The organism is Pseudoalteromonas sp. SG44-5 (assembly GCF_014164175.1).
Classification (GTDB): Bacteria; Pseudomonadota; Gammaproteobacteria; order Enterobacterales; family Alteromonadaceae; genus Pseudoalteromonas; species Pseudoalteromonas nigrifaciens.
This window is the reverse complement of sequence record NZ_JACJES010000002.1, coordinates 191,797-205,032: the sequence shown is the minus strand read 5'-3', so window position 1 is coordinate 205,032 and position 13,236 is coordinate 191,797. Positions and strand designations below refer to the sequence as shown.

Here is a 13,236-nt window from a genome sequence, read left to right as displayed (position 1 = left end):
ACCTAAACTTAATTTGAAGCTTTTAAGGGTCTTCGCCGGCCCTATAACTTATAATAAGTAGCAAATGAAGAAAACTCATTAAGCTATGGTGGCGCCTCGACTTTTTATATGTGCCTTTACTACCCTTTACTGTAATTAATAATCCAACTTCCAAAAAGCCATTGCCATTATGTTTACCTAGAAACCTGCCCTCCTCAATTGAGGCGCTTTCGATGTGACTATCGCTTAATCCAAATGAAGAAACTAATTGCTCCCAGTAAGTCCTCGCTTGAGTAACATTTTGATTTTTTAAATCTACTTGATGAAAACGAAATTTGAAGTGGCTCGACTTTAATTTAAATTTTATACATAAATTCAAAAAGTTGCGTATTACTTGCTCTTCAGGACAACGAAGAGCGAAATTCTTCCCTGCAGCAGCATATTTTAATATTTGCAGGGCATCAAATGCTTCACTAAGCGTTACATTTTTCTGACTTAATAAAGTATCAAATTTCTGACATAAATAATAAAATGCTTTTTGCGAAGAAACTCTTTTTAAGTCATCTTTAGTATTATCTAAACTTGGGAAGTTAGGAATTAAGGGCAGCTTTTTACCTTTCCTAGGATATTCTCTGCTTACACTCAGAGCATTATCATGTAATTTTTGAACTTGCTCCACAGGGAGTGAGTAACTCGATGCTGTATCGTGTACTGAGTATAGTTCTAGCGATTTAAGAGCATTTGCATAATCTAACATTCTTATTTGCCCATCAGCTTCAAACTTTTGTTTAAAACCTTTAAATGATGGTGTGATTAAATCACTAACCTTACCCGCATATTGGATCGAATAGTCTTGCTCTTGTTTTTTACTATAAAATTCAATTCTTTCAATTAAACTTTCACCTGGCATAAACTCCTTAAAATTAGCTCTCCCTATATATTCAGATAAAAAATACTTAGATACTGTATATGTTTGATTCATCTGTGCGCAATGCTGTATGTCTTTTAAGTGTAAATAGCTATTTAGTGTCGACACTGTGACTTTATGACCAAGTAAATGAGACAAAAAAAACATTTTTGAACGAGTATTGTCTTTAACTTTTAATCTTTTGTTAAAGCGAGTAATAAAATTTTGATCAAATAAGTCATTTTCAAATATAGATAAATACTGCCTTCCCGTTAATACCAAGTTTGAATTTAATCTGTACCAAGTCCAATTAGCAAAGCTATGTCTTAGGTGATGAATTCTTAGAGTATGATCCTTAGTATAATAATGCAGTAATTGCGTTAATAGCTCGTATGCTTTATTTACGCTAACAGAGCAGTTAAATAACAATGAATTTGATGGCTTATTTTCAGTGTTTTTTTGAACGTCATAAAAGCTTCTTAACTTGGCTAAATGCTCTTTTGGCCATAACGCATCAAGAGGTAGTTCTCTTCTAGCTGAAGGTGTTTTTAAACCCCTTATTTTATTTGGTCTGATTGATAGTAGAACCCAATCATATTCATCTTCATTTGGCTTTATAGGTGAAACCTGAATATCACCAAAGTACAGCTTAGCGGCTTCATTACGGCGCAAGCCACTATAAAAACAAAAACACATTAATAAATATGCATATAACTCAACCGGACTGTTATTGAGGCTGTCACTTAAATATTCAAGAATTGCGCTTGCATGACCAGCTGAAACTAAATTAGCATCAACTTTACTTTGGACAGGAGCTATATCAAGATCGTCAATACACAAGTCTTTGACAATTTCCGACTCTATTAAAAACACAGAGAAATAGTATAAATACTTTTTACGTTGGGCAGAATTAAAATACTCACTCGTATCATTTAACTTTATTGCCCAATCTGACGCTGATAATATTGCTAGTTCAGTTTGAGTAAAAACAGTTAAAAAAGGTTTACTGATACTTTTCACATAATCAATTACTGTGTCTACTTTTAACTTCTTTTTAGTTACCCCTCCCTCTTTCAAAAGATAATAAATCCAACCACACAAGATATTGAAATAAATACTATTTTTATCATTTCTCAATTCTTGTTCAACAAATTTAATACACTGTGCCCTTGAAGCCCTTTGGCCATTCAGTTCCCTCAAATTTTTATAGGTATACTCTAACTTAGCTATTATTAATTTAGGCTCAATATAATCAAAGCTGTCACTATCAAATGATAATAGCTTATTAAGCTCATTAAATTTCTTAGGTTGTTTTGCTATTTCGTCTGCAACTAATGCCTTATTACTTATTAACCTTAAAAAAGCTGTTTGAGGTAGTTCGGTACAGGTACTAGACCGTAAATACATCTGATAGTCGATAGGGCTGAGGTTGATTATAGTATCTATTTTTCTAAGTGTTCGTAATTTTAGAAGTGACAAGCTTTGCCAGTTTGTACCACTAGCTTCTGTTAAAAACGTTATTATAAATTCACTTAATCTATTTTTATTTACTCGTATTTTCTCAGACGGCTTAATGAAGTTTTTATGATGTAATAATAAAAGGACAACAGCATCACATAGTACATATCGTCGTTCCTCTTTTTCGCTTTTCCCAAACCAAAATACTTGACCACCTAAATACATTAAAGCATCCGGAGCATTTATGATTGTAATAAGCTCGTCAAACTGAACACCTGTTGTCATATATAAAAATAAAACCAACCGACCATAACTAGCTTCTTTTGACAAATTAGCAGTTGGTGTTTGTAGCTCTTTACTTAATATTGACTTAATTTGGAGTGCTATCGGTAGTTTTATTAATTCTACTGGTGATAACATAGGTTTATCGCGCTTTAGTACGACGATTTGAGGGACTTTTGAAGATTCAATACCATGATGCTTTAATCCATAATTTAATATAGCATCAATAAGCATGAGCTGAAGGTGTTTAATCGTTAAGTCTTCTTTTAACCGTGACTTTAAAATGTTCATTTCACTAGAAAGAACATTCTCATCGGATTTTTTAAAATACCTAAGCATAAGCATGCATAGCTTTTTATATTCGTTTAAAAAATCATCATCGCTAAATCTAATTCCAAAATCATTATCTGAGCCGTTTCTATAAGCATTTACAATCTGTTGAAAACATTGATGGAACTTACCTTGCTTCTTCAGTTCATTTAAATAAGATCGGACTTTAGAGTTTGCCACCCTACCCCCTTAAATAACTTATCTAGAATAGGTAATAATTCATTTACAGAATCTATGCAATTTAGTGTCGAATAATCAGCTAAAGGAACCTCACCAGACTGCCAATGGCCCATTTGAAAGTTTATTAGCTCTGAATTGACGTTGTTATAAAGCAAATTACTTTTAAGCCAATGCCTTCCTGCATTTGCAGGTATTTTATGTTCCTTAGGTAACCTGAGAACTAACTCTGTAGGAGAAATACCTTTAGTAACAATTCCTGCTCTTTGTCTTTGAAATATGAATAAAGGTCCATGATTTATACGTGAATTTCTAATTAGCTTAAACCACTGACAAGATTCTTTATAATCGAGATTTAAGCTTTTAGAGGCGGCATTTAAAAAGTCATCTATTGACTGGCATAACTTGGGCTTTAATACTCTTATTAACCCTCTCAAACAACTAAGGTGCTCTTGATAAGCTGTGATTTGCGCATTTAAAATAGACGGTAAACAAACTAATCTAGAATGTGTAAAATCACTATCATCTTTATCACTTATCCCCATGAGGTTTAGCGTTGGAAAATACAGGGAAAAAGTTGGTAACGGGTTCCAAACAGCCCGATAACCCGTTCCAAACATTAACATCCATGCCGTATAGACTGTAAACGCGTTATGGTATTTTAAGATTGCATCAAGTTGTTTTAAAGAGTTTAACTTGGTGTTTTTAACTTCTAATACCAAAGCTGCTATGAGGCTCTTAACTGTCATATTCTCTGGTGTAAATTTAGAATCAAGCATACGATTACACTTATCAAAACACACTAATTCAAAAAGTTTTATAGGGAATTTTTCTTTACAATAATCATAGTAATCAGACTCAACTTCTTGCCAAAACTCAAATAGCCTTTCACACCGCGTAACATCATCAATATTGCTATAGCTTCTAGATACTCGAGTAGAATACATTTTTACATCGTAACTAAAGTCTATATAAATAGGGTCTATCACACCTGTTGCATTAATATAATTCCCAATAAAGTTACTAATGCTATTGATACTTAGCCTTCCGCTATAAGCTCTATCTGATAACTTTTTTAATTTTTTAGCTAAACTGCTTTCAAGTGCTGCGAAACTGTCTACGTTAATAAGCAAGCCTTCTTTTCTGCCCTTCAAGTATTTAATTATTAAATCTGTCAAAAATGTAGGACAGGCAGTAAATACACCATTTGCTGTTTTAATAAGACCAACTTTTTTAATCGTTGGTTTAGCGGTTTGAGTTATAGGGAAATACCACCAGCCTCGACCATTTCCATCTAGAAACAAACCTCGTGTTTTGTCATCTATTTTATTAAATATCTGTAAGCTTTCTATCTCATGCAGCGTCTTACCCAATAAAAACATCAGCCATCCCAATATTGCTAGCTCAATATTTTTATCGGAACGGCCATACTTATTTAATGTATCAAATAATAAGCCCAGTTCTGGCGCCTTTAATAATCGCGTATCTTGGTAAGCAATATTATGAGCTCGGTGCACATTGCGAGTTATATCTATTTGTTTTTTCTTCTTAGAGGCGGGACTAAAAATCATTTCAATGCTTTGATGTTCGGTTTTATCTCTTTCAGTATTGCTTTCATTGTTATCAATTACAAAAGGCATCTGAACCTCAGAATCTTCAGGGTTAAGTCCCTCTGTATCTGATAAAAAGTTTAAAGATGGTATTAAAACCGACAAATTATCAACAGCCCCAGTAATAGGTAAAGTATTTGGTTTTTTATACCATTTTGCGATGGAGCCTCTGTAACGGCCTCCTCTTTTATACAGCCGAGCTGGTTGCCAGTCATTCTTATAAAAATGAATTAAAGTATTTAAATAACCTCTATCCGTTACATTATTAGTATATATATCATTATTAATAATTGACTCTAACTTACTCGCGATTGACGAAGCTGAATCAAGGTAGTTTGTTAATATTTTATCTTTATCAGGTTCGAAAGCTATATTGGACTTTTTCATTAATAAGCGAAACTTATTACAAACCTCAGCTTCTCTTGTTGATGAGCTTGTAGCTAATTCAGGATCGATGAGTGTATGTATTGTTTTAAAATAATTACCAATAAAATTAGCAAGAAGATTTAATGATTTTGAATCTTGCTTATACTCATATGATTTAATAAGTAATACATAGAATGGTATCTCATTGCACCATCCATTTTTATACGTACGGCGATTAAAACTTATTTTTAGGCTTGCATCTAGCTCAATACCATGTTCATTAAAGGCATAATAAATATACTCAGGAAGACATAGCTCACTTTTAGTAAACTCCCATAGCTTCTGTGACGCATCATTCATCCTTTGTAATAATAAAAAAACTTGTGATAAACCACTCAAATCTTCAGGAGCACTTATGCGAGAAGTAAAATCATCAAAGTCAGATTTTATATCCTCGATACTGATTTCCAAGTTTACCCCTTTGCAATACAACTCAATCTGCTCAAGAAGCTTAACTTTTAGCTTACCCGTCATAATTTAATCACCTTTGTACTAATTTTAAGCCATTTACATAATTCTGTTTTTGTTTTAATAGCTGGAAATAAGGTACGCCATTCTGTTGAATCAATTACTGGTTGTTCACCTTTGAATAAGCCAATAAGTAACTCTGAGATTAAAGGGCCGGATGCATTAAAGTACTGCTTAAAAAGTAGTCGAACAATATCATTAAGAAAAATTAAACGTCTAAGATCAGGTGTCGGACGATTAGGAAGGATCAAACATGGGACAAGTTGATTTGACTGATATTGAAGTCGACAAACTTTATGAAATGTAAATAAGCCAGAGACTAGTTTCAACTTTTCGTTATCAGTTTTATATCCAATTATCGGGGCTTGATAAGCATCAAGTTTCCAAGTAGTAATTGTATCAAAGCTGTCGTTTGAACTTGGTTTTAAAAACGAAAATAAATTTATATTACTGATTAAATTATCTATGGTTTTTTCAAGGGTAATATTTTCTGCGACAATATACTCAAATGTAGACCTGTCTAATAATTCATCGATCTTTTTTAATTTGCCTTCAACATTCTCATCAATCATATTCAGCACCAGAACAATAAGTAGTCATTTTTGACATTTCAATAATGTGCCTAAATAGTGCCCAGATCAAGCTTTAAATGCTCGTAAAACACTCAAAAACAGATTTGAATATTAACTAAATTTCATCTAAGTTATTGTAATAATATGTAATTCATTATATTTACTGGAAATGATTATTTATAGAAGTCGTTAAACTAACGTCTTGACATGGTAGGGGTCGGTGGTTCGAATCCACTCAGTCGTACCAATTCAAAGTAATGAGAACATCTAAAAAGAACACTCCCAACTCTTGCTCACCTACTCTAAAGCTCTACGGTTAAAACCAACTCAATCACACCAGCTAACTCTTTCATTTCAAGCAGTTAAATACCCCAAGTAGTTTATTTAATTCTTAATACTTAATACTTAATACTTAAGCATAATTACTAAAAGTATAAACTTTGGCTGCAACTAATGCTTTGTTTAATGATAATTTGATTTGCATGTTTCGCTATCAAAGATAAGCCTATTCTAAAAGCCTTTTTATAAAACTTTAAATACCATTTTTTACAGGGATCTACCTCGGCTAATTCTCGTACTATACTATTTGGGCTATTAGTATAGTATTGAGTGATCAGTGTATTTTGTTTTCATTCTAAATAATCATTAAAGGAGCAATTGTATGAGTGATAAAAGATGTCCTTTTGACCATACCCCTCTCACCACTAACAGCGGCGCGCCTGTTGTTGATAACCAAAATAGTATGACCGCTGGTAAGCGTGGGCCATTACTTGCTCAAGACGTTTGGCTAAATGAAAAGCTGGCAAATTTTGTACGCGAAGTTATTCCAGAGCGCCGTATGCATGCAAAGGGCTCTGGCGCGTTTGGCACATTTACTGTTACTAACGACATTAGTAAGTATTCTTGTGCAAAAATATTCAGCGAAGTTGGTAAAAAAACCGAAATGTTTGCTCGATTTAGTACGGTAGCAGGTGAACGTGGCGCTGCTGATGCTGAGCGTGATATTCGTGGGTTTGCATTAAAGTTTTATACCGAAGAAGGCAATTGGGATATGGTTGGTAATAATACCCCTGTATTCTTTTTACGTGATCCACTTAAATTCCCAGATTTGAATAAAGCGGTAAAGCGCGATCCTCGTACTAATATGCGCTCTGCAACTAACAATTGGGACTTTTGGACTTTATTACCTGAAGCACTCCATCAAGTAACGGTTGTAATGAGTGATCGTGGTATACCTGCCTCGTATAGACATATGCATGGTTTTGGCTCACACACCTATAGTTTGTGGAATGAAGCCGGTGAGCGCTTTTGGGTGAAATTTCATTTTCGTACACAGCAAGGTATTAAAAACTTAACCGATGCAGAAGCTGCTGAAATAGTTGCTATGGATCGTGAAAGTAATCAAAAAGATTTATTTGAATCGATTGAGCGCGGCGACTTCCCTAAATGGAAAATGTATGTGCAAATTATGCCTGAAGCCGAAGCTGATAACGTGCCGTATCATCCTTTTGATTTAACTAAAGTATGGCCTAAAGCTGATTACCCACTGATTGAAGTAGGTGAGTATGAGTTAAATAAAAACGCTGATAACTACTTTGCTGACGTAGAGCAAGCTGCTTTTGCACCGAGTAATTTAGTACCTGGAATTGGCGTATCACCAGATAAAATGCTACAAGCCCGTTTAATTAACTACGCTGATGCACAGCGCTACCGTGTAGGTGTGAATCATAATCAAGTGCCGGTAAATCAACCTCGCTGCCCTGTTAATAGCAATGCGCGCGATGGACAAGGCCGTGTTGATGGTAACTATGGCGCAAGGCCACACTACGAACCGAATAGCTTTGGCCAGTGGCAAGAGCAGTCACAATATGTTGAGCCGCCACTTAAAATTAATGGCGATGCTAAACATTACGACTTCCGTGAAGACGATAGCGACTACTTTAGTCAGCCACGCGCTCTTTTTAACTTAATGAATGATGAGCAAAAACAAGCGCTATTTAGTAATACGGCGGCACAAATGGGTGATACCTATGACTTTATTAAATATCGTCATATTCGTAACTGTAATCAGTGCGATCCTGCCTATGGTGAAGGTGTTGCTAAAGCCCTTGGAATGACGGTTGCTGATGCAATAAAAGCACGTGAAACAGACCCTGCAAAACATTTACCTGGCTGCTTATAAACTATTAGTTATATCTAAATTTTGATATTACAGCTAGAAACACAGTTTTAATAAGCAAGGATGCTTTGTAATATTTAGTGTTTAGTACACAGCGTTAGTAAAAGCGATGTACTAAGCACTATATTAGCTCTTGTAACTTTGTAATGAGGGAAGTTATTGTATAGTTATAACTTATCGGCTGGCTTTGCTCGCAAACCCCCTGCTAACAAATCTATTAATTAAGCGGCCACTATACAAATAAAAACACCGCCAATACCGCCATAAACTACAACAAAGTAAATAACTGCTGCCATAAATATATTTATGCTTTGCCACCTACTTAATGTAGTTGCATTTCTTAGTAATAAACGACTAGTTATTAATAATAAGCTACATATAAAAAGTTATACTGCTACGGCTTTTGCGGTTGCTTTACTTACTAATTTAAATCTTTTAGCCACAACTCGCCCACTAATATAAATTATTAACCCACCTATGGTGAAAAGGCTGTTAGTACAAAAGCCACACCTCAATATTAACTAGTAACGCTATAGCATCATCCGTAATCACTACAGGGGCATTTGTGTAAATGCTTGCCTATATAACCCCCCCTTTTTTAACTCTTTTTGTTTTTTAAATGTAAATATATTGAACCCACCATTGTGAATACGGATGATATCTATTATCATCCGCAACATATTCTAAACTTACGTTACTTTCATAAAGGAACTACAATGAAATCTCGCCCGCTTTATCTGGCCACACTAATAAGTACATTTTTAACATCAGCAGCTGTTACCGCTGATGACAACACTGCTGAAAATATGGAGGTTTTAGTTGTAACAGCCTCAGGTTACGAGCAAAAATTAATTGATGCACCCGCTAGTGTTTCTGTTGTTTCTCGCGAAGAACTACAAAATAGGCCATTTACTAGCCTTGCTGATGCACTTCGTGATATTGAAGGTATTGATGTTGGTGCAGGGCAGGATAAAAACGGTAATATAAGTATTACGATGCGTGGCCTACCAGAGAGCTATACTTTAGTGCTTATTGATGGCCGACGTCAAAGTGATGTGGGCAATATTGGTCCAAATAACTTTGGCAACAGCCAATTTATGTACATGCCACCACTTGAAGCAATTGAGCGAATTGAGGTTGTTCGTGGTCCTATGTCAACTTTATATGGCGCCGATGCAATTGGCGGTGTAATAAATATTATTACTCGAAAAAACCTTGATACAACTCATGGCAGCGTTACCGTAAGCAGTAATATTCAACAAGACGAGCAGTACGGCAACGATAATAAAATTGATGTATATTTAACCGGCCCAAGTGGTATTGAAGGACTAACTTATGGCCTAAGAGGAAGCTTTTATGATCGCCAAGAAAGTGAACCCACGTACAGCGAAAGCTTACCACTTCCCGATGGCAGTATGTGGGAAGATGACGGCAGCTTCGGAGATAAAAAAATTGTTGCTGCACATAACTGGAATGCTGGCGCAACAATAAATTACCTAATAAATAATCAAAACGAAATTAGCTTTGAATACGATGTTGCAAAGCAACGTTACGATAATACTGAAGGCCAAACAGGCACCTTAGATAGCCCTGTAAGTTTATGGCGTATTAGTAATGGGATAGTACAACCTAGAGTTGGCTACACTCCTTATCAACGAGTTGAGCGTGAGCAATTTGTGTTTGCGCATGTTGGTCGGTACGATGCCGGTACGCTAACAAGCAATATTACGCAAAGTAGTAGTGAAAATTTTGGCCGTTCACTTCCATTAAATGTACAAGAGCGTTTAGGTGTACAAGCAATTTGGGATCAGGCAGTAATTGATCAAAATACCGATAAGCCAACATTAACAGATGAAATTTACACACAGCTAGATGAAACTTTTTTACCTCGCCCACTGCGTACTTTAAAGCTTGATAACTTAATAATTAATACTAAATTTGAGTCAAATATCAATAACCATTACTTTGTAATTGGTGCGCAATACTTTGATGCTGAAATGGAAGATGGCGTATTTGGTATGTATGGCGACGGTTATCGTGAAGGTACAACTCAAAATCACCGTCAAACGGCTATATTTGCTGAAGATAACTGGGAAATTACTCCCGAGTTAACGGCCACTTTTGGTGCGCGTTATGACCATCATAATATTTTTGGTTCACAAGTTAGTCCCCGTGCTTACTTAGCTTACTCCCCTACTAATGAGTGGGCGTTTAAAGGCGGTATTAGTACTGGCTATAAAACACCAGAGCCAAACCAGCTATTCCCTGGTATTACTGGTTTTGGTGGCCAAGGTACAAAACCATTTGTTGGTACACCTGACTTACAACCTGAAACAAGTGTAAACTATGAAGTAGCCGCTTATTTTAATGGCAATGATAACTTCAGCGGTAATGTCACCGTATTTTACAATGACTTTAATGATAAGATAATCAATCAAGATAATTTACCAAACTGTGAAGTAGCTATTGCCGATGAGCCTTGTGTAGAAATTGGTGCAGGTTGGGCCAGTATTGGTAGTACTACATTTACTCAAGCGGCCAACGTTGATAAATCAGTTACTCGTGGTATTGAAGTTGCTGCAAAATGGCAAATTATTGAGAAGCTATCACTGCGTGGCAATTACACATACACAGATAGCGAAGTGAAAAGCGGTCGAGATGAAGGCCTACCTTTGGTTAATACACCTAAAAACATGTATAACTTAACACTTGCATGGCAACCATTAGATGATTTAAGTATTTCACTTATTTCAGAAATTCGTAGTGACCGTTACCGTGGTACCGCTAATGTATCTGGTCCACAAGGCCCTGAAACACAAAAGCTATACTACAAAGCCTATGATTTATACCACTTAGCTGCCAACTATAAAATAAACGATAGCTTAGCACTTAATGCACGTATTAATAATCTATTAGATGATGACCTTTCGAGTCGCTCATGTCTGCTTGCAGCATCAGAGCAAGAATACGAATGCCTTTCTGATTATAATACGACCCAAAAAGCACGTAGTTTATGGGTTTCAATGAGTTATAGCTTCTAATTAGCCATCCACAAAACAAGGCCCAGCAATAATACTGGGCTTTGTTTGCTTGCTTTTTTATTATATTTTTAGTGGGCAAAGTGATCAATATTAAATATCAGACTATGCATTTAATAAATATACTCAACTAAAGCTATTATATAAATTAAGTGCTTATCGTGTTAATAATTAACCTTCTCTATTCATGACAGCTAATCATAAAAAATTCAAAACCGTTTTGCTGCTCGCTTAAGTCTTGATTAAAGCCAGCCGACACATATAAAAAACCATCATCTGCTACAAGCTGTTTAAGCTTATTTACACTATCAGAAAAGTCATCCATAAAATTAGTCTCGGAGTTTTCAAGCAACTTTTTATGCCCAAATAAAGCCTTTGGTGTGTACTGATTTGATTTAACAAATTCAGTTAACGTATCTTGATTAGAAAAGGTTTTAAAACCATGTTTACACTCGGCTAAAAATGCTAATAAATCCGCAAAGTCAACTTCAACAAATGTTGACTCTTCCATTACCCGAATAAAGGTTAAAATTAAATCATTTGAAAAAGTATCACCAAACTGACTTTTAATTGACTCTGCTATGTCATTTTTAACTTCAAGCGGGAACGCTTTATAACTTTTCATACTAAACTCCTTTTATTTATATATTTAACTTATGGCTTTAAATAAACCATGTATTTAATCGCTAAATTTTTAATTGCTTATAAATGCATTTTTAAAGTGTTGAATAGGCTACCTCAAACCACAGCATTATGCCTTAGATTTATTTGTAAATAAGATTGATTAATAAATGCGTTTTTGTTTGCAATAATACGCTAGGTATTTATCAATAGAGAAATGTATATCAATACCTTACATGAAAAGTGAAGCCAATTTGACAAGCTTCTTGAAGGGAGTTATCTTACCAATTAGTATTATAAAATTACCAATTAACTTACGATTACAAAGTAGGCGTAAAGTAGCCTTATTAATTTTCTATTGTGGCAACATTATGAATTTACAACAATTTAAATCAGAGGATATGAAAATGAAAAGGCGCAGACGTTTTTGGACAATTGTTGAAAAATTAGAAGCCGCGATAGCTCAAGGTATTTATCCTGTAGGTACACGGTTACCAGCAGAGCGTGAGTTAGCCGAAATTCACCAAGTAAGCCGCCCAACTATACGCGAGGCAATTATTGCACTTGAAGTTAGAGAGCGCGTTGAAGTAAAAACGGGATCTGGTGTTTTTGTTACTAACACTAAAAAGTCAGAAAGCTTCGCTAAACCAATTAGTGCATTTGAGCTAACTCAAGCCCGTGCTTTGGTTGAAGCAGAGGCTGCAGCACTGTCTGCCGCAACGATACAAAGTGAAGAGTTAGCGTTGTTAAAACAAACACTTGATGACATGCGTATTGCTGAAACCGCGAATGCAGCCGATCAACGTTTTCATGAAATTATCGCGCAATCAACCCGTAATAACGCTATTGTTTTAACAATTAATAATCTTTGGAAGTTGAGATTAACCGAACCTGAAATTATCTCGGCTCATGAAGATGTTTGTTCGCAAAGTAACGAGCAACGAATACAAGAACACACTGCTATATACGAAGCAATTGCATCGCATGACTCATCAGCAGCAAGAAAAGCAATGCATAACCACTTTAACCGATTAATTAACGCATTATTTGCAGCGAGTGAAGCTAAAGCGCTTGAAGAGATAAAACGTAAAACAGATGAAACCCGTGGATTGTATTCTATTACCCATTTAACCCACTAAGTTAGTGTGTTCACCAAATAAAAAAGGCTCTAAATTAGAGCCTTTTTTGT

The 13,236-nt window shown here is 35.3% G+C and carries 7 protein-coding genes; 3 read left to right on the top strand and 4 right to left on the bottom strand.

The window, feature by feature from the left end; all coding sequences use genetic code 11:
• Positions 1-22: 22 nt before the first annotated feature.
• The 3 genes from H5079_RS03275 to H5079_RS03265 are packed head-to-tail and all read right to left on the bottom strand — an operon-like array spanning position 23 to position 6,209.
• Positions 23-3,136: an integrase gene (locus H5079_RS03275; RefSeq protein ID WP_182683417.1), complete on the bottom strand. Its 3,114-nt coding sequence runs from the start codon at positions 3,134-3,136 to the stop codon at positions 23-25.
• The gene (locus tag H5079_RS03270; protein ID WP_182683416.1) at positions 3,106-5,643 is read right to left on the bottom strand and encodes a hypothetical protein; all 2,538 of its coding nucleotides are present in this window, start codon (positions 5,641-5,643) and stop codon (positions 3,106-3,108) included. Before H5079_RS03270 ends, H5079_RS03275 begins: the two co-directional genes overlap by 31 nt.
• Entirely contained in the window at positions 5,640-6,209 is a 570-nt protein-coding gene (locus tag H5079_RS03265; protein WP_024594206.1) for a hypothetical protein, read from the bottom strand. Before H5079_RS03265 ends, H5079_RS03270 begins: the two co-directional genes overlap by 4 nt.
• Positions 6,210-6,870: 661 nt before the next feature.
• Here H5079_RS03265 and H5079_RS03260 point away from each other — a divergent pair.
• A complete protein-coding gene (locus H5079_RS03260; RefSeq protein WP_182683415.1) occupies positions 6,871-8,391 on the top strand; it encodes a catalase in 1,521 nt (506 codons plus the stop codon).
• Between the two features lie 713 nt (positions 8,392-9,104).
• A complete protein-coding gene (locus H5079_RS03255) occupies positions 9,105-11,429 on the top strand; it encodes a TonB-dependent receptor domain-containing protein (protein ID WP_182683414.1) in 2,325 nt (774 codons plus the stop codon).
• Positions 11,430-11,607: 178 nt separating this feature from the next.
• Here H5079_RS03255 and H5079_RS03250 read toward each other — a convergent pair whose 3' ends face one another.
• Positions 11,608-12,051 carry a hypothetical protein gene (locus tag H5079_RS03250; RefSeq protein ID WP_182683413.1) on the bottom strand — a complete coding sequence of 148 codons (444 nt, stop codon included), beginning with the start codon at positions 12,049-12,051 and terminating at the stop codon, positions 11,608-11,610.
• A 403-nt stretch (positions 12,052-12,454) separates the two neighbouring features.
• Between H5079_RS03250 and H5079_RS03245 the strand changes: the two genes are divergently transcribed.
• A complete protein-coding gene (locus H5079_RS03245) occupies positions 12,455-13,186 on the top strand; it encodes a FadR/GntR family transcriptional regulator (RefSeq protein WP_182683544.1) in 732 nt (243 codons plus the stop codon).
• The last annotated feature ends 50 nt before the right edge of the window (positions 13,187-13,236 follow it).

Excerpts from the sequence above, each read along its gene's own strand:
- H5079_RS03260 (WP_182683415.1), top strand. The coding sequence starts at position 6,871 with ATGAGTGATAAAAGATGTCCTTTTGACCATACCCCTCTCACCACTAAC.
- H5079_RS03265 (WP_024594206.1), bottom strand. The coding sequence starts at position 6,209 with ATGATTGATGAGAATGTTGAAGGCAAATTAAAAAAGATCGATGAATTA.
- H5079_RS03255 (WP_182683414.1), top strand. The coding sequence starts at position 9,105 with ATGAAATCTCGCCCGCTTTATCTGGCCACACTAATAAGTACATTTTTA.
- H5079_RS03270 (WP_182683416.1), bottom strand. The coding sequence starts at position 5,643 with ATGACGGGTAAGCTAAAAGTTAAGCTTCTTGAGCAGATTGAGTTGTAT.
- H5079_RS03245 (WP_182683544.1), top strand. The coding sequence starts at position 12,455 with ATGAAAAGGCGCAGACGTTTTTGGACAATTGTTGAAAAATTAGAAGCC.
- H5079_RS03250 (WP_182683413.1), bottom strand. The coding sequence starts at position 12,051 with ATGAAAAGTTATAAAGCGTTCCCGCTTGAAGTTAAAAATGACATAGCA.